This is a genomic window from Symmachiella macrocystis (assembly GCF_007860075.1).
In the GTDB taxonomy this organism is placed as follows: Bacteria; Planctomycetota; Planctomycetia; order Planctomycetales; family Planctomycetaceae; genus Symmachiella; species Symmachiella macrocystis.
On the sequence record NZ_SJPP01000001.1, the window covers coordinates 1,115,222 to 1,132,866 of the forward strand.

The 17,645-nt window shown below is 54.8% G+C and carries 15 protein-coding genes; 6 read left to right on the forward strand and 9 right to left on the reverse strand.

Features of this window, described 5'->3' with window-relative positions; genetic code table 11:
- Positions 1-61: 61 nt before the first annotated feature.
- From CA54_RS04330 to CA54_RS04345, 4 genes are all read right to left on the reverse strand, one after another.
- A complete protein-coding gene (locus CA54_RS04330) occupies positions 62-1,486 on the reverse strand; it encodes a DUF1501 domain-containing protein (protein WP_146369624.1) in 1,425 nt (474 codons plus the stop codon).
- A gap of 73 nt (positions 1,487-1,559) precedes the next feature.
- Positions 1,560-4,799 carry a PSD1 and planctomycete cytochrome C domain-containing protein gene (locus CA54_RS04335; RefSeq protein ID WP_197532195.1) on the reverse strand — a complete coding sequence of 1,080 codons (3,240 nt, stop codon included), beginning with the start codon at positions 4,797-4,799 and terminating at the stop codon, positions 1,560-1,562.
- A 32-nt stretch (positions 4,800-4,831) separates the two neighbouring features.
- A complete protein-coding gene (locus CA54_RS04340) occupies positions 4,832-6,550 on the reverse strand; it encodes a FecR domain-containing protein (RefSeq protein WP_146369626.1) in 1,719 nt (572 codons plus the stop codon).
- A complete protein-coding gene (locus CA54_RS04345; RefSeq protein WP_146369627.1) occupies positions 6,547-7,143 on the reverse strand; it encodes a sigma-70 family RNA polymerase sigma factor in 597 nt (198 codons plus the stop codon). Before CA54_RS04345 ends, CA54_RS04340 begins: the two co-directional genes overlap by 4 nt.
- A gap of 428 nt (positions 7,144-7,571) precedes the next feature.
- On the opposite strand from CA54_RS04345, the gene CA54_RS04350 reads away from it, so the two are divergent.
- The gene (locus CA54_RS04350) at positions 7,572-8,702 is read left to right on the forward strand and encodes a dihydrodipicolinate synthase family protein (RefSeq protein WP_146369628.1); all 1,131 of its coding nucleotides are present in this window, start codon (positions 7,572-7,574) and stop codon (positions 8,700-8,702) included.
- A 258-nt stretch (positions 8,703-8,960) separates the two neighbouring features.
- Here CA54_RS04350 and CA54_RS29970 read toward each other — a convergent pair whose 3' ends face one another.
- From CA54_RS29970 to CA54_RS04370, 5 genes are all read right to left on the reverse strand, one after another.
- Positions 8,961-9,386, reverse strand: a complete 426-nt coding sequence (locus CA54_RS29970) for a sialidase family protein (RefSeq protein ID WP_197532196.1) — start codon at positions 9,384-9,386, stop codon at positions 8,961-8,963.
- Positions 9,367-10,041 carry a sialidase family protein gene (locus tag CA54_RS29975; protein WP_197532197.1) on the reverse strand — a complete coding sequence of 225 codons (675 nt, stop codon included), beginning with the start codon at positions 10,039-10,041 and terminating at the stop codon, positions 9,367-9,369. The genes CA54_RS29970 and CA54_RS29975 overlap by 20 nt, the downstream gene beginning before the upstream one ends.
- Entirely contained in the window at positions 10,038-10,598 is a 561-nt protein-coding gene (locus CA54_RS04360; protein WP_146369629.1) for an alpha/beta hydrolase domain-containing protein, read from the reverse strand. Before CA54_RS04360 ends, CA54_RS29975 begins: the two co-directional genes overlap by 4 nt.
- Positions 10,599-11,029: 431 nt before the next feature.
- Positions 11,030-12,343: a mechanosensitive ion channel family protein gene (locus CA54_RS04365; RefSeq protein WP_146369630.1), complete on the reverse strand. Its 1,314-nt coding sequence runs from the start codon at positions 12,341-12,343 to the stop codon at positions 11,030-11,032.
- Positions 12,344-12,578: 235 nt separating this feature from the next.
- Positions 12,579-13,025, reverse strand: a complete 447-nt coding sequence (locus CA54_RS04370; RefSeq protein WP_197532198.1) for a MarR family winged helix-turn-helix transcriptional regulator — start codon at positions 13,023-13,025, stop codon at positions 12,579-12,581.
- Between the two features lie 195 nt (positions 13,026-13,220).
- Between CA54_RS04370 and CA54_RS04375 the strand changes: the two genes are divergently transcribed.
- From CA54_RS04375 to CA54_RS04395, 5 genes are all read left to right on the forward strand, one after another.
- Complete coding sequence (locus tag CA54_RS04375) at positions 13,221-13,427, forward strand: DoxX family protein (RefSeq protein ID WP_146369632.1); 207 nt, start codon at positions 13,221-13,223, stop codon at positions 13,425-13,427.
- A 135-nt stretch (positions 13,428-13,562) separates the two neighbouring features.
- The gene (locus tag CA54_RS04380) at positions 13,563-15,095 is read left to right on the forward strand and encodes a metal-dependent hydrolase family protein (RefSeq protein ID WP_146369633.1); all 1,533 of its coding nucleotides are present in this window, start codon (positions 13,563-13,565) and stop codon (positions 15,093-15,095) included.
- A gap of 108 nt (positions 15,096-15,203) precedes the next feature.
- A complete protein-coding gene (locus CA54_RS04385) occupies positions 15,204-15,533 on the forward strand; it encodes a GYD domain-containing protein (RefSeq protein ID WP_146369634.1) in 330 nt (109 codons plus the stop codon).
- A 198-nt stretch (positions 15,534-15,731) separates the two neighbouring features.
- Positions 15,732-16,139, forward strand: coding sequence for a GlcG/HbpS family heme-binding protein (locus CA54_RS30160; RefSeq protein WP_390816725.1), 408 nt, complete (start codon positions 15,732-15,734; stop codon positions 16,137-16,139).
- Positions 16,140-16,225: 86 nt separating this feature from the next.
- Entirely contained in the window at positions 16,226-17,644 is a 1,419-nt protein-coding gene (locus CA54_RS04395) for a metal-dependent hydrolase family protein (protein WP_146369635.1), read from the forward strand.
- Position 17,645 lies beyond the last annotated feature (1 nt).

The following is a 17,645-nucleotide window of genomic DNA, read 5'->3' on the forward strand; positions in this document are numbered from 1 at the left end:
GGTCTCGTTGGGCATCTAACGGTTTGGCAACGGCACAGTGGTTCGAAGCAGTGGGGTCGCCCTACGTAGAGCGAATCCTCTTGAAGAAATGCCCTTCGTTCAAATCGACACGTTCGGGGCGTCCCTTGTGCATGTAAACGACCTTTGTGTGATCCATGCCGAGCAAGCCCATGATTGTGGCATGGATGTCGTGGACGTGAAGCTTGTCTTCGACAGCGTACAGTCCGAGGTCGTCGGTTGCGCCGATTGTCTGCCCTGCTTTCACCCCTCCGCCCGCCATCCACATCGTAAAGCCGGTCGGGTTGTGGTCCCGACCTGTGCCTTTCTCGCTCATCGGAGTCCGGCCGAATTCGCCACCCCAAACGACCAGTGTCTCGTCGAGCAATCCGCGCTGTTTGAGATCGGCAATCAGTCCCGCAATCGGCTGGTCGACGCCGCGGCACAGGCGGGCATGGTTGGTTTCGATATTGCTGTGGCTGTCCCATTTGCTGCCGGCGCCGGAGTAGAGTTGCACGAAACGCACACCGCGCTCGACCAGTCGGCGAGCCAAGAGGCACTGGCGACCGTAGACGGCGGTTTCTTTTTGGTCGATGCCGTACAGTTCCTGGATGTGCTTTGGTTCCTGATCCAAGTCGATCGCACTCGGCGCATCAGCTTGCATTCTCGCGGCGAGTTCGTAACTGCGGATGCGCGCCTCCAGTTCGGAGTTCGACTCGCGGTTGGTGTAATGACGACGGTTCAAACGGTTGATAAATTCGAGCTTACGTTGCTGCTGTGTGTTGGAAATGCCCTTGGGATTGTTCAGATTACGAAGCGGTTCGGCCCCAGTCTCGAACAATACACCTTGGTGACTGGACGGCATGAAGCCGGAGCCCCAGGCGCGGGCTCCATTAACGACCATCGAGTTGCTGTCCTTCATCACGACAAACGTCGGCAAGCTCTCAGTCGGTGTACCGAGCCCATATGATACCCACGCCCCAAGTGACGGCCGGCCTCCGAAAACCGCGCCAGTGTTCATCTGGCAAACCCCTCCCGCATGATTGATGCCGTCGGAAACGCACGAATGAATCACGCACAGTTCGTCGGCGATGCCGTGGTGGTGTGGCAGCCAATCGGAAATCCACAGCCCGCTTTCGCCGCACTGTTCCCACTTTCGCTTGCTTTCCAAGATGGGTGAATTGACCTCACCCATGGCCGTGACCGGACGTTCGAAGCTTTCCGGCAAGGTTTGTCCGGCCAACTTATTGACCGCTGGTTTGCGGTCGAACAAGTCGAGGTGGCTTGGTCCGCCTTCCATGAACAGCCAAATGATGTTCTTGGCGTTGCCAATTTGGCTTGGGATCTTCTTGGCAACAGGATTTTCCGGTGCGGCGGCGAAAAGTGACTTTCCGTTCAGCGCAGCAAACGCCAATGCACCGAAACCCCCGCCGGCGCTGCACAGGAACTCACGTCGTGAACCGGGGTGATCGACTTGATGACAACTCATGAAACCCTTTCGGTGGTCGGAATGTTAAGTCGACTCGCTATAAATTTGGCGGAACGGCAATCCATCCTGCACCTTAGTGCAAGTAAAGGAACTCGTTGGAATTAAACAGTGCGTGGCAGAAGTCGGTCACAGCGTTGAGCTCCCTCATTGAGGCAAGTGATCCGGCATCCAGCGGAGTTTGCCGCAGCCAACCGGTGTCCGGCGCGGGTTGTTCGCCGTTATCGCCTTCGAACGTCCAGTCCAGAATACGACTGGCCTTTACGTCGTCGCCGCCGACCAGTAGTTGTTCACGGGGCAGCGCACTGCGACTAACCGTCAGCCGAGCAAGCTGGCCATCCCATTGATGACCGCGCCCGTCACGACCACCGGTGACCATCTTCATTTGGGGATTTTGAATTCGGCTGACGACGGATGTTTCGACGGTTGCCGTTTCTAATCGCGCCTGCGGATCGGACAGATCCTTCATATAGAATGTGACCGTTCCACTAGTCGGATTGTCGGGCGACGTGGTCGCCGAAATCGACACGGCAAAATAGACGGGTTTGCCCAGTGGAAATCGCAAACCTGAAGCAACCACTTCATAAGCGGGTTCATCCTGAAACGTCCGGCCGACCAACTGCACGATGAGATTGCGCGGTTGATAAGCCGACTTCTTGCTTGTAACGCCGATACTCCAGCCGTTGGTCTTTGTGCTGCCGTTCCAGCGAGAAATCAGCGTGTTGACGCTGGCATTTGAATAGAGCCGATCGAGAATCGCGATTACTTCAACCGTGAACCGGCCATCTAGGCCTTCCGCCTTCTCCACGTACAGCCGTTCGAAGCGGCTGCCAGGCTGGATCCAAAGTGTTTTTCCGCCGAGACCAAAATCGTTCACCGAGCCAAACTGTTGCCGAACCGGACGCAGGCCGGTTTCGTTTGGAAACTTGTCGACGACCACCGGAGCCGGGATCACCTTTTCCTGATCGTGAACAAATGCCAACGTTTCGCTGAGTTCGCTCTCCGATACTTCACGGCCAAACACCAATTGATACGCAGTGCGCACGTCGTCCAATTCAAGCTGTTTTTTGCCATTTAGCAATCGTCGGGCAAAGGCGCGCGATCGCTCAAGGCTCCATTCTCCGTTCACCAGCAGCAGTGACTGAATAGGCGTGGTGGTGGCAACGCGATCGGCCGCGGATTCGAAGCCCAAAGGGGCGTCAAAACCGGCGAGCATTTCATCTGGTTTGTTTCGCATTCTCTTGACATATACGCTGCGATATGGTGACGTGCCGTTGACCGAAGCGCCTCCCACGCGCTGTTTGAGTTCACCGGACACGGCGAGCATGGCGTCGCGCACCTGCTCGGCATCCAGCCGTTGTGGCGGAAACCTCCACAGGAGACGATTCGTTGGATCGACCTTCTCTTCTGTCGCTAATGGCTCGCGACGCGCGCTCATTCGGTAAGCGGCGCTGTTCATGATCAGTTCGTGCAACGGTTTGATTTTCCAACCGCCTTCGAGAAAACGGCGCGTCAACCAGTCGAGCAACTCAGGATGACTGGGGGGATTCCCCAACGTCCCAAAATCATTGGGCGTCGACACAATTCCGCGACCAAAATGCCGTTGCCAGATGCGATTCACAATCACGCGCGTCGAGAGCGGGTTGTCATCGCGAGTGATCCAATCAGCCAGCGCGGTGCGGCGTCCCGTTGTCGTTGCGGTGGGCGTGATCTGCGGCGGCTCAGCACCGAGCAGTGCAAGGAACGATGGTTCCACCGCTTCTTTCGTCGTACGTGTCAGTAGATAGGTCGGCGCGGGTTCTCTTTTGACGTCCGTGGCGACAAAGGCATTCGGCAAGGGCGCTGGTTTGAGTGAGTCATACTTTTTCAACTCTGCTTCAAGTTCTCGGTACTGCTTGAGCTTCTCGGGGCTCTTCTTCAGTGCCTTGGGATAATCAAAGCGAGATGCTGCGCGATCCGCCTGACGGTCCACCAGATACGACAATTGTTTCTCGTACGTGGTCTTTTCCGATTCGGGCTTGTGCCAGATCTTCTGAATATCTTCGGGAAACTGAGCGACGACGGATTTCTGCTTGTTGTCAAAGGCGTCTTTGGCGAGCGAGCGCATTTCATCACGGATCGCCTTCGTCTCCTCTTCCCATACCTGTTGCTGTTCCTGATGAGCGGCAATCTCTTCCGGCGTTGCCAGGGCTCGATTCATGGGCCACGCCACCGATGACAGAAACGCCTGTAGGCCGTAGTAGTCTTTCTGAAGAATCGGATCGAATTTGTGATCGTGGCATTGAGCGCAGCCGATGCCGATTCCCAGAAACGCCTCACCAGTGACGCGGGTCATTTCGTTAATGATCAGGTCCCAGTGCATCCGCGCATTGCGTTGGTTCCACTCGTAAACCCCATGGCGCAAATAGGCCGTGCCGATGAAGGCGCTCGGGTCGTCGGGCGCGATTTCGTCGCCGGCCAGATGTTCGCGAACGAATTGGTCGTAGGGCTTGTCATCGTTCAGCGAACGGATGACGTAGTCGCGAAAAGCGCCGGCGCCGGGACGGAAGGCGTCTTCATTGTAGCCGTCACTATCCGCATACCGCACGACGTCCAGCCAATGCTGTGCCCAGCGTTCGCCGTAGCGAGGACTTTCCAGCAGTTCGTGGATCAATCGCTGCCACGCATCCTCGCTCTCGTCGTTGACGAACGCATCCACTTGTTCCGGCGTCGGCGGTAAACCGAGGAGATCGAAGTAAGCCCGCCGCACCAGTTCGTATCGGTCGGCCTCGCGGGCAGGCCGAAGCCCGGATTTGTCCAGCTGCCGGAAAACAAACTGGTCGATCTCGTTCCGCGCCCATTCCGTCTTCGCGTCCGGTACGCTTGGTTCGCGGACCGGCTGGATCGCCCACCAGTTACGATCTTCGTCAGTGAAAGCCTTCTCCGATGTGCGAATGAGATTCGATTTGGCGTCCGGCCACGGTGCGCCCATTTTTATCCATCGCGTCAAGATGGCAATCGCGTCGTCGCTCAATTGACCTTCCGGCGGCATCTCGAACGATTCGTAATTGATCGCCTCGATCAATAGACTTTCATCCGTTTTTCCGGGCACCACAGCTGGACCACTATCCCCGCCTTCGAGCATCGCGGCAAGCGAGTCAAGCCGCAATTCGCCTTTTTGATTCTCGGCACCATGACATTGCACGCACTTCGACGCTAACAAAGGCCGCACTTTGGATTCGAAGAACTTCAACTGTGCGGTGTCGATCGTATCGTCGGCGACCGCCATTGCAGGCAGAACCAATAAACTGAATATTACAAAGAATCTTGAAATCATTGCACACCTTTGTTGGGACGGCGCCCTGGCCGTCATTTCATAGCTGGCAAACCGCCAATGAACACCGGATCAAAATGATGCTGATCGTCCAAGGCATCCTGAAAGAACAAACCGTCAACTGTGTCGCCGTCGTCGTATCCCAGAGCTGACAAGTCGATGCCGACCGCTAAACCCCGAAACGTGATTACCTGTTTTCGCGGCGAACACTCGAGCGACTCCAGTTGCTCCAAGGATTCGGCCGCTTCGGCAAACATATGGACGTGAAAGCCGGTCAGATCATGAGCGCCGGGCGATTCCATCGTCAGATCGTAGACACGGATCGTGTGCGACCTTAACCCATCACGAAATCGCAACGGGCTGACGTGAAAGGCGTCCCCATTGGGGGGGTTTGAAAAAGTCTGCAAATCAAAAACCACGACATCCGCACCAGGACCATTTTCGACCGGCTTGTCGAACCGAATCGCCAAACCGGGCGTCGCCGACTCGCCCATCAGCACGGGGGTTGATGCAAGTGGTTCGACGCTGCCGCCCGGATTGATCACACCCGTGACGAGGCTGTGGTCCGACGAGGTTTCGATTCGTTTCGCGGGGATGGTTGGTCCGCCGCAGATGAATGCGCCGCTCGAAGTGGCTTTGAACGCCGTCACGCGAGCCGGTATCACATCGGTAATTGGTATGTCGACGACGCGACCATCACGTTGCACGGTCACGCTGGTGAGATTCTCCGCCCTGCCGTCGTCGGCCGTTGTTGTGCTATATGACACGATGCGGTCGGGTAAGCTATAACGATATGCATTGGGTTCAAAGGGAATATGGTCTGCGGAAAACTCGCGCCCCTTTGCAAACCTTTGCGCGTCGCCGTCATTCAACCGGATTTCCGATTCCGCATCATCATGGAAACGTTCGAAGATGTCCGCCTCGCCCTCGATCACCTGGACTTCCGTTTCACTTGTCTCGGCGACATTGACGGTAAAGCGGGTGCCACGATCGATGACGCGTGTGACCGGCGTTTCAACGCGAAAGCCTTCCGCACCGTCAGGCGCGTGGACGCTGCAATGCCCAACATCCAATGCAAGGCATTCATCGGACATGACTCGAAACACCGCCGGCCCTTCGACAATCGCCGATGCGCCTGTTGGAAACGCGACCCTGACTAGGCCGCTCATAAGTACGTAGTCCCGCTCCGGCACAAGCACTGAATCGACAGACGGCGATAATTCCCCAAAGAACCTCGCATGTGCTAGGCTCGCAACTTGTACGTTCCCTTTCAGTACTGCTTCGTCATTTGAGTTGGGGACGTCTTTGACGACGTCGGTGTGTCTCGATGGCCGGAATGAATACCATGCGATTGCCAGGGTCGTTAATGCGACAACGGCCACAATTTTTCGAAACAGAAAGCGATTTCTGCTACCCGATTGGCCGGCGGTAGGATGTCGACCTCCCGCGCCCGTATTTTGCGTCGCCCGGTGGGTGTCCGCCACTTTTTCTACGCCCGCCATCACACCGGAGATAAAGCCATCCGATGTCTCCGGAAGGCGGGACAGCACTTCACGAACGAAACCGTCCTGTCGTGACGGAACTTCCTCAACCACTAGGCCGAGCAAACGATGTGTTTGATACATGTCGGCGGCCAGTTTCAGCAGGCTCTCATCCGAGGAGAGCAAGGCGCGCAGCGTCGCAATCCCGGTCTCGTCCAGTTCGCCTTCGAGATAGTCCGTCCATAGTTCGGCAAATTGCTCTTGAGCACTCATGATGCCCCCTCCTCGGCTGCCTGCATCCGGATTTCAAGGCATTGCTGAAGTTTTTGTCTAGTCAACCAGAGCTGCTTCTTGACGGCAGCGACCGATCGGCCGCTGCGGTCCGCCATTTCTTCCAACGGAATCTCTTCATCATAACGCCACTGGATGAATCGCCGCAGATGCTTACCAAGTGTTTCGATGCAGGATTCCAAATGTTCGAGCCGTGCCACATACCAATCCGACGGCTCGGAGTTCCGGCGTTCTAACTCGCGCCGCAACAAATCCGGCGCGTACCGTGCATGGTAATCGGCCACACGGCGCAATCGTGTCAGTTCGGTCTTTAGCTGATAGCGAGCGATAGTGAACAACCACGCCTCGAAGTGGGTTCCTGGAGTGTAATCCCCCAAGCGGGTGAAGGCCGCGACAAATGTCCGTTGCGCGACTTCATCGACGTCGATGCCAGGCGGGACATGTCCCGCCAACCAGGCTCGCAGCGGCCTCTCGAACTGACGTACGACGACCTCAAATGCGGAAGATTCCCCGCGGTGCGTACGGCGAATGGCATCGTCAAGCTGTGCGTCGTCGATATTTACATGCGCTGTCATTATATGATTATGGCAGTTCCCGCTGCGAGGTTACCCCCAGCAGACGAAAAAATGCCAAATCCTCGGCAATTGGGGAAAGATCCACGCCTATCAGCAGATCATTTTTGCTTTTGCTGCTTCGAAAAACCCGGCCCGTAGAAACTTGCAGCGCGTCCAGCTGAGAGTCTTGGTTCAATTCGATTCAGTCCGACCGTGAAATCCGGAGCGTCGTGACTTGGGCTCGGATGCCGAGTCATTCATGATGAATTCTTCTGGTTGGAACCTGTCCAAATAGTTGTGTCAATGCTTAGACGAAGTGTTGAGGAAAACGGCCTTCGAAGTCATTCGCGAAGCGATTCAGTATAGGGCTCGATCCGTCGCATCTGCAATGACTTCTGCTATCATTTGCATGACACGATACGCCAACTCATCTTTAGCGGAGGTGCATCTTGCCTACAAAGAAACGAATCACGAGACGGCGGCTGTTCAACTTTGCGATGGGTGGCGCCTTGAGTGCTGTCACGGGAACGATTCTTGACAGCCGAGGACACAGCACGGAGTTGCTTGCCGGCACGGTCAACGTGGACCCGAAGATCCAAGGACCTTTTCTGATTCTGTCGACACCCTTCACGGCATCGGGCGCAGTGGACTTCGACGCGCTCGCCAAACAGGCGCGCTATGTCGACTGGTGTGGATGCCCAGGAATGATCTGGCCACAATCAGGCGATAGCGTCGATCTGCTGACCAGGGACGAGAAGCTCCGTGGAATGGAAGTGTTGGCCGAGGCGTCTCGCAGTCTTCGTACAGCGCTGTGTCTGGGTGTGCAGGGTAAGAACACGGCTGAGATGCTTGTTTTTGCCAAGCACGCTGAGAAACTGTCGCCAGCGGCGATGATCTCGCGACCGCCAGACTCAGGTAAGACTCAAGACGACATGCGTCAATACTGGCATGAAATGGCCGCTGTCACAAATCGGCCCGTGATTCTCCAGACCACCGGCGGCGTTGCCTACAAGGGACCGGTCCCTTCAACGCAACTTCTGATCGAACTGGCCAAGGAGTTCCCGAACTTCGGCTACGTCAAAGAGGAAGCGGGCGCAGTCATCGCTCGCATGCGCATTCTAGTCGAGGCGAAGCCACCCATCCGGCGCGTATTCGGCGCCCGTGGAGGTTACGGCTGGCTTTACGAGTTGCGACTCGGATCGGAAGGTCTGATCACCGAGCGTGCCATCTACGCGGATGTCCTCACTCGTATCTGGCAACTTCACCGGAGCGGCTCGGATCCTGACGCTTTACGGGATGCATACAGCAGATTTCTTCTCATGATCAACCTCAGCAAAACCCATCCCGGCGAATTGCGAGGCTACCAATTGTACCTTTGGAAGAAACGCGGCGTGTTCCAGACGATGGTCTCGCGCCATTACGGCCCCAAACGAACAATCCCCCCGACCCCCATCTTCTCGGAACTGAAGCTGACTAAGGAGGAAATCGCCGAAATCGATTTCCGATTCGAAGCGCTAAAGCCGTACCAGAAGCCGGGAACACCTGACTTGACTGCGCCTAACCAGCGCGACGGATCTTGAGCTGCGTGCCGACGAAGTCTGATTGGAAGCATTTAAGTCCAACCGGCTATTCCTGCCGTGCTGTCGGTGTTAACGGAGCGGCGTTTCGTTTCGCGGAAATGTTAGCGATGCGAATCGTAACTCAACCCGGCACACTGGGTGCTGATCAGATACTCCTAGCGAGTTTGCCACTTCACGAGCCAGCGGACGGTAAATGAGCATCTTCAGTTTTGACTTCGGTCCGACAAGCTTGCCGGCAAGGATATCGTCCTCGTTGAATCAGGTCAGCAGGATTTCACCGTCTGTCGCACGGTAGCGGTCATATGAAATGTAGATTGTGCCGTCAGGGGCCTGGAAACCGTCGGGATATGACACACCCTGACGGTCTTCAATCACAAGACCGCCCTTCCACGACTTGCCCTCATCGTCTGAAAGCCAGGCACTCAATTTGAAGCGGCCATCGTGCGCGTCAATACGGTCGCCATGTTTGACCAAGAGGATCCGTCCCGACGCAAGACGACGGAAGTGAAAACGTGCATTCGGATGCCTGATCTCAGGCGGATCGACTGGTGTGGACCAGGTGTGCCCGTCATCTTTGGAAAAGGTCTCCATGATCCCTCGTCGGGTGCGCGCCAACATCCAAAGCACACCGTCTTTGCGCTCGACGATCATCGGTTCATGCCAATCAGGATTGGGAAACTTCACGCACGCACGGCGTTGTCATGTTGCACCCTGATCCGACGAAACCAGAAAATTGATGCCGCGATACTCGTCCAACTCTGGAGAGATTCTTAAACGGACCGATACCGCTAGTATGCTCCTTCTCCAACAAGTAGGCCGGCAGCAACCACTCGCCCTTTGACGTCACAATGGGTTTGTTAAGACAGACACCGTGCCAAAGGCGTCGCGGCTCGGACCACTGCGGTTCGTCGTCATCGGGGTTGTCGCAGATGGCGAACCATAGACCCGCACGGCCATCGAAGTGGTTCATCGTTTGATCGAAGAAGAACCACAGACGCCCGAGCGGATCGGTCCAGAGATTGCCGACGATGACGCTGCGAGGGATGGGCAACCCCAGCGTCTGACTGTCGATGACCAGTCTTGGTTTCGACCAGGTTTCTCCATCGTCGTCACTGGTCGCCGCCACCATGAAGGCTTTGGGGCCATCCTCTCCGGCCACCCACGCCGCCCAAAGTCGACCTTTGCGGGTGCGGGCAATCCCGATCGTCATGCCGTAATCGAGTTTATCGTAGTCGTACTTTGGCAGCGGTTTCGTGATGAATGTCGGAGGAATCAGGGCGAGATCGGCGATGTCCCGCATGACCTTGATCTGATACGCCCGCTTCTTCTTCGGCGTCAACGCGGCGAATCGTTTTTAGGCGGATTATCGCCCGGGACGCGAATTCCAATCTTCCGGTTAAAAAAAGGCGCCACGCGGTCACGCTGCACTTTCATGATGCGCTGCGTATCCTCTTCTAATAGGTATCCGGTCTGCTCGTATTCTAGGCAATGTTGCGCCAGTTGTTGAAGGTACGTTTCCAACGTACCATATCGCTCCTCGATCGATTGCCTTGGATCACCGGTCTTTTCTCGTGCAGACTTACTAATCGGAAAAGGGAGATAGGAACCGGTCAAGCTCAGCAGTTCGTTCGCCGCGCCTCCCTCCTCGCTCCGCAATCTCCAACTTGTGTACGTGGCAACGGGAACGGCGACTTCAGGCGGCGAGAGACAGCCGACTTCATTGCCGTCCGGCCCTGATCGGGGAACCAGCTCACGCAATCGCCGGCGAAGAATCTCTTCATCACACTTGGCGCGACGCCGGTAACGAATGCTGCTCCGCGAAAAACCAACGCCTCGGCAAGCCCGACGCTCAGAGACCGAAAACTTTTGTCGCAAGCGTTTCACGGTTCGGCGCATCTGTGTCGGGCTCAGTCGTTTCCCCGAAGCGCTTCCTTGAGCATCGCTTTGTCGAGCTCTGCCTCGGCCAGAAACCGTTTCAAACGAGCGTTTTTCCTTCAAGGTCCTTCAACCGCTTCGCCTCCTCGCTCTTCATCCGAGAATCTCCTTGCCCAACATCGGGCTCTAGATTCTCATAACATCTGGATCAGCTTTTGAGGAGCATGCCATCGAAGCTTTCGTCAGTGTTTGACTTTTTGGCCAGTATGACTTCGGCCTCATCTGAGGTGACCTTTGGATTTCCCCTGTTTGCGTCGCGGACCCAAGCTACCTCCAGTCAAGCCTTGGCTCGTTCCTGAATTAGTCGACGCTCGAACTGAGTCAATGCAGGGGAAACGTTGAAGAAAACCAGGATTTATCCAAGCGCATATGAAACTTTGTTCTTTTGGCTCCTACGGTAAATTCGGTACAGATTCCGAAAGCATATGCACATCGCGTTGCGGATACGGAATACTGATCCCCTCTTCGTCAAATCGCTCTTTGACCTGGCGCGTCAGGTCCCAGTGAACGGTCCAATAGTCGGCCGTTTTCACCCAGGGCCGGCAGAACAGATTGACGGAAGAATCTGCTAACTGGTCAACATGAACTGTCACACTAGGATCTTTGAGAACCAGTGGGTGCTCATTGGAGATTTGTATTAATACATCAATGGCATGCTCGATTTTGTCGTCGTAGCCGATCCCAAAGACTAGATCGACACGTCGCGTGTCTTTTCCAGTGAAATTGACAATCGTATCGCCCCAGACTTTTTTGTTGGGGATCACAACGACCTTATTGTCGAGCGTCAGCAAGGAGGTGGAAACCAGACTCATTTCCTGGACGGTGCCTTCGACCTCGGAAACGGAGACGTAATCATCGACATCAAATGGACGATAGACCATGATCATCAGGCCACTGGCGAAGCTGCCTAGTGTTTCTTGTAATGCAAAACCAACGATGAATCCTCCTGCCCCGAGGGCCGCCATCATCGGCCCAATTTGCACACCCAGGACACTCAAAGCCATGAGAATGCCCACAACAAATACAATTCCTCCGGTCGTACGTCGGGCGAAGTTCTCCAAAAGGTTCGATGCTCGAGGATGGCGAGCCAATGCTTTGGCGATCACACGCCCAGCAAATTTGGAAATGAAGAAAAACACCAACAGAATGATCGCAGCCACAAGTAATCGTCGTGCCCATAACTTGCCGCCATCGTCTCTCCCGGCCCAGTTTTTTAATTCGGCGACCAGCGCCGCTTGATACGAAGTTGCGTCGGTAGTTTCACTGAGATCTGACACTGCGTTAATGAATTGTTCCGCGGATTGGACATCACCCCCTTTCGCTTTCAGGGCATCGAGCACGATCCGAGTTCGTTCCGCCAGCGCCGTTTCTTCAATACGAAGTGCAACCAACCGGTCCGTCAACTTATCATCTGATTCGTTCTCTGGCACGGCTTTGAGTTTCAATTCAGTGTTGCCGACCTCGGTGATCTTTGCGCGCAGCAGATCGAGCCAGCCATTTAACTCGATCTCCAACTCGCCTTTCGTCAGGGGACGCAGGATCACCTGGAGATGGTCCACCGGTACTTCAGCATCAGAGGTAGTCGTCAACTCTGGAGGTTCTGTACCAGACGTCTCTTGAGCCATAGTAGGTGATTTGACTACCGAGAGACCGATAGCAACCACCAAAGCAAATCGGCCAAGCCATGATCCTGCAAACGTTCTCATTACTATCCTTCCGCTAAACAGTGTTTTGCCTGGAACATTTATACGCAATGATGAGAAGGCTGGATTGCCTGCACATTGACTGTGAACACTTGTGATCCGTTCAGTACCTACATTGCGAGCCCCCGTCAGAGTCGCTGCGCCGTAAACCTCGCAGTGCGATGACAGTTCAACGAGATTACTAGTTTATCTAGCATCATGGCTTGTCCGGTGGATGAATAACAGCGTCGCGGGGGCTTTACGCTTCGTCTTTTAGGTTCTTCAGCATCAGAGCTAAAGCGTTTACCAAAGTTTTCGCGTCCGCTTGAGAGATTCCCTGCATTGCTTGTTTTCGCAAGGCTAGTGTAAGAGGTATGGTTCTTTCTACGAGTTTAGAGCCTGCCTTGGTCACTGCAACAACTGTCGACCGCCCATCATCCGCGCAAGGGGAACGCTGAACGAGGCCCGCCTGTTCTAATCCCGCGATCTGGCGGCTAACCGTCGTCGCGTCACGACCGAGCTTCTCAGCAAGCGGTTTCATCTGTTCCGGTTCCTTCAGATGCGCCAGGACTGTCAGTATGCTGATTTCTTCAGCGGACAGCGGAATCTCTGCGGCATCCAGAAACTCCTGAACGCGCAGCTTAAGTGCATGAGATACACGACCAACTAAAAAGCCGGTCGACTCTGTTGGGTCAAATTTAAGCATTTCCATCGCTTCCTTGCGTCCAGTATTTACATGCAGTATACATGCAGTTTGCGGGCACCAAGAATGCATGTATCATACAGACATGCTGCGTGTACTGTCTACGCTTGCCAGTCCAAGGTGAAAAATGGACAAGCGACTGACCGGATATAGGCTCACGACGTCTTTGTTCTGTCTGGCCATGATGGTGGGGGCACCATGAATCTTTTGCATGTCGAGCTTCAGCAGGAGGTGATGGCGAATCTGGGCTATCCGATGTACCTGATGACGATTCTTGGCGTCGCCAAGCTGCTGGACGTCGCCGCCTTTTTTAATCCCTATGACACCGGTACTGACAGTATGGGTAAACGCAGGATTCACCTTCGACATGCGTGGCGCCGCGGTGTCGCATGCATGCGTCGTTGATTCACTAGCCGAGATCGTGACACCGCCAATCGTTTAGGCCTTCGCAATTGCAGCGTTCTGAATGCGCCCCCCCGAATGCTATCTGCCGCAACACCTTAGGAATTGCAAATTAACACTGGAATTAGGAGAACCTTGATGAGTAACAAGCTGTACAGAGCCATTCTGACGCTAGCGGTCATCGCGACCATCACATTGTCACTCGCGCCGCCCGCCACTGCACAGGACGGGAAAGCGAACGACACTGAATCGGAAGTGACGCTTTTCAAAAATGTAAAGGTGTTTAACGGCACCGAAAATATGCTCCACGAAATGGACGTCCTCGTGGTGAAGAATAAGATTCACAAGATTGCCAAAGATATTCCGACCTCCGGGACCTGGGAGGTGGATATGAAAACCGGTGGTGCCAAACAGACCAAAGGCCCTGGTGGTGGGCTGGAGGCCTATACGTTCAATACGTTTGAACAAGGAAAAACGGTAAAGAAACAAGTCAAGGTCAACGTCATCGACGGAGGTGGGCGTACGCTGATGCCGGGGCTGATTGACTCTCACGTTCATCTCAACTTCTATAAAGACGGTACCCTCATCGACCTCGAGTCGTCGACCTGGGAAGAGATTGGTGCACGAGCAGCCGCTATGGCCAAGGAAATGCTCGAGATGGGATTCACCACGGTGCGCGACATGGGTGGGACTCACGACGGCCTCAAGAAAGTCATCGACCAAGGGCTACTGCCAGGGCCACGGATTTACTGCGCCGGTGGTTTTATCTCGCAGACCTCAGGACACGGAGACTTTGGATTGCCGGCAATGCGGAAAGGCGAAGCGAACGTAGAACGCCTGGAGATCGCTCGAATGGTTGATGGCCGAAACGAAGTTCTGCAAGCTGGTCGCCGCAATTTCGCGCTGGGTGCGCATTACTTGAAGGTCATGGTCAGCGGCGGCGTGACTTCGGTCAAGGATCCGATTTACGCATCACAATTTAGCGACGACGAGGTGCTTGCCGCTGTCGAGACAGCAGAGGACTGGGGCTCCTACGTCGCCGTTCATGTCTTTCAGGACGACGACATCCTTCGTGCACTTAACCTGGGAGTGAAGTGCATCGACCATGGATTGACAATTTCCGACGAGAGTATGAAATTGCTTGTCGAAAAGGACGCGTTTCTTTCGCCGAACTGCACAGCGCTCGCACGCGAAGCTTTAGCACATCCAATGCATCAGGATCCAACATTTCCACCGACTGTCAAGTTCATGTGGCTGTTCAACAACAGCAGCGAGTTTTTCAATCTCTGCAAGAAATACAAACCGAAATTGGTCTTCAACTCCGATTACGTTCTATTAACTGGCGACCCCTTCCGTGCGTCGATGGACTTCACCAAATACAACGTGGCAGACAGGTTCGGCAATTTCTGGGCGCTCCAGATGTTAACAAAAAACGGTGGTGAGCTTTGCGAGTTGACGGGACCGGAAAATCCCTACGCCGACGGAAAGTTGGGTGTCATCGAAGAAGGTGCCTACGCCGACATTCTGATCGTCGACGGTAATCCGCTGGAAGACATCACCACTATCGGGGCCAACAGCCAATGGTTCGACGCGGCACCGCGCAGCCAGGACGTGCCACCGATCAAGCTGATCATGAAAGACGGCAAGGTCTACAAGAATACGTTGAAGTAACAGGCAACGTACATTCACCCGACTCTCCCGCCCCATAGGAGAGTCGGGTATATAGAATTTCTGTCCGACCGAAATCTCTCCGGAATTCGAGAGAAAGCAAAATCACCTATGAAAACAGCTACAATAGCCCTCTTGGCAATCGGCCTGCTTGCCGAAATTGGAAACACCCAGGACACCCCATTGAATGAACCGCCGAAGCCGATGCGGATCTTTTTGTTTTCGGCGAAACCCAGCCCTGCGGCCTGGCAATTCATGAAGAAGAATCCCGGTGACCGACGGGCTGCTACGGTGGACGCGATAAAGAATATTGGCGGCAAAATGCTGGGCTATTACTGGGGTCTTACTACCGGCAAGAACTACATCATCGTTGCTGTTCCCGATGGTCGTACCGCCCAGGCGATGCTGATTCAGCGTCTTTCGTCCGGTCTGGTTCTTTAATACGAACCCATTGAACTCGTCGAAAGCTCGGAGATGCCCGCCGTGTTTCGGCGGCTGGAGGAATTAGACGCGGCGGATGACTCGTTGAAATAATTCAGCAGATGCTGCAGCCAAATCAAACCGTGACATTTCAAGATCCTCGACTTCCTCCGCAAGCAAGGAACCCTGCTCATGCATCTCACATTCAAATAGGCAGGAATAGCACTCGCTGCAGCGATCAAGGAATCGGAAGCAACTGGCACCCAGATGTGCATCGCCGTGCTTGATTCCGGCGGAATCCTGAAAGCGTTCGCACGCATGGATGACGCCTGGCTCGGCAGCGTCGATGTCGCTATCAAGAAAGCAAAGACCGCCTGCTTTTTCGGGATGACCTCCGGACAGATCGGCGAGCTCTCTCAGCCCGGCGGTCCCCTCTATGGCATTGAACACTCCAACGATGGCTTGATTTCGTTTCCCGGTGGGATTCCTGTCGTGGACGAAGACGGAGTCCTGATTGGTGCGGTGGGTGTGAGTGGCAGTACCGTCGAGAACGATCATCAGGTCGCCAAGGCTGCGGTGGAATCAATCGGGGTCACAGATCTACCGGAACACCCCTGGCGTACCTGATGCGCAGAGTCGATTAGAAACGAATTTCGCGGATATTGACGTCCCCGTAACTCGCACACAAACTTTCTCAAAAAGTAAAACGCCCCATGAACATTCTGAAATCTATCGCGACTCTGATGGTTTCGGCGATCCTGACGACAACATTGGTTGTTGCTCAAGGTGCCGAACCACTGCCGAAGCTAACGTTGATCAGCAATGTCAACATTTTCGACGGCGTCAATGACAAGCTTCACGAAGGCATGCATGTCCTCGTGAAAGACAATCTGATCGAGACCGTTTCCGACATGCCGTTGGCGGTAAGTCAAACGGACAGAGTCACGAAGATTGACGGTGGCGGACGCACGTTGATGCCGGGGTTGATCGATTCGCATGTGCACCTCACCTTTTCAGGAACGCCCGATGCGATTCCAGCTCGCGAAGCGATGCAGTGGGATCAACTTGGCGGCACCCAGGCGCTGAATGCTCGCGAATTCCTGATGGACGGTTTCACCACCGTGCGTGACGCAGGGGCGTGCTATGACGGGATCAAGAAGTTGGTTGATCGCGATTTGCTAGTCGGACCACGAATCTATCCGAGTGGTGGCATTCTCAGTCAAACCTCGGGCCATGCGGATTGGCGCACGGTTTCTCAAAGAAATCCAAATCTAACGCCAGCCCGCGATAACAACCTGGGGCGACTCGGCCTGATGCATCTTGTTGATGGCGTCGATCGAGTCCTCGCTGCCACTCGTCAAAACCTGGCTGCCGGCGCGACGCAAATCAAGATGACCACCGGTGGTGGTGTCTCTTCGACACTGGACCCGTTGCATACGTTTCAGTTTCTACCCGAGGAAATCGAAGCAGCGGTGCGAGCGGCAAAGGACTGGGACACGTATGTGATGGTGCACGCCTACACGGACGAAACGGTCATGCGATCTCTTCAAGCTGGCGTGCTTTGTATCGAGCATGGCCAGATGATGAGCGACGAGGCCATGAAGCTGCTTGTTGAAAATGGGGCGTTTCTATCACCCAACATGGCAGCGATCAGCGAGGAATTGTTGCAGCACCCGGTTTATGGGCAGGGCATCATCGGGAAGAAGACACGACAGTTCATCGATGGCTCACAAAACTTCGTCAAGTTGGTCAACAAGCACAAACCGAAAGTCGTCTACAACACCGATGTCGTCGCAACTGACCTGGTGGGCAGTCGTGGTGTTCGTGACAACAACCTGTGGGTGCATGCCAAGTCATTTGGCAATTTGAACGCGCTGCGTGCGATGACATCAGTCGGTGGCGAACTGGCACAATTGACTGGCAAGCACAATCCTTACCCGCATAAGCTGGGCGTGATCGAGCCCGGTGCCTATGCGGATATCATTTTGGTCGACGGTAACCCGCTGGAAGACATCACCGTACTCGGTGCCCGGCCCAAGATGTTCGAAGGCGAACCCCGCAGGGATGAGGGATTCAAAACCATGCCCTTCATTATGAAGGATGGCAGGGTCTACAAAAATACGTTGAAGTAAG

Bases quoted from the DNA above. Each gene is read 5' to 3' on its own strand.
- CA54_RS04335 (WP_197532195.1), bottom strand. From the start codon at position 4,799: ATGATTTCAAGATTCTTTGTAATATTCAGTTTATTGGTTCTGCCTGCA.
- CA54_RS04380 (WP_146369633.1), top strand. From the start codon at position 13,563: ATGAGTAACAAGCTGTACAGAGCCATTCTGACGCTAGCGGTCATCGCG.
- CA54_RS04340 (WP_146369626.1), bottom strand. From the start codon at position 6,550: ATGAGTGCTCAAGAGCAATTTGCCGAACTATGGACGGACTATCTCGAA.
- CA54_RS04365 (WP_146369630.1), bottom strand. From the start codon at position 12,343: ATGAGAACGTTTGCAGGATCATGGCTTGGCCGATTTGCTTTGGTGGTT.
- CA54_RS04330 (WP_146369624.1), bottom strand. From the start codon at position 1,486: ATGAGTTGTCATCAAGTCGATCACCCCGGTTCACGACGTGAGTTCCTG.
- CA54_RS04345 (WP_146369627.1), bottom strand. From the start codon at position 7,143: ATGACAGCGCATGTAAATATCGACGACGCACAGCTTGACGATGCCATT.
- CA54_RS04370 (WP_197532198.1), bottom strand. From the start codon at position 13,025: ATGCTTAAATTTGACCCAACAGAGTCGACCGGCTTTTTAGTTGGTCGT.
- CA54_RS04360 (WP_146369629.1), bottom strand. From the start codon at position 10,598: ATGCGCCGAACCGTGAAACGCTTGCGACAAAAGTTTTCGGTCTCTGAG.
- CA54_RS04385 (WP_146369634.1), top strand. From the start codon at position 15,204: ATGAAAACAGCTACAATAGCCCTCTTGGCAATCGGCCTGCTTGCCGAA.
- CA54_RS04375 (WP_146369632.1), top strand. From the start codon at position 13,221: ATGAATCTTTTGCATGTCGAGCTTCAGCAGGAGGTGATGGCGAATCTG.
- CA54_RS04395 (WP_146369635.1), top strand. From the start codon at position 16,226: ATGAACATTCTGAAATCTATCGCGACTCTGATGGTTTCGGCGATCCTG.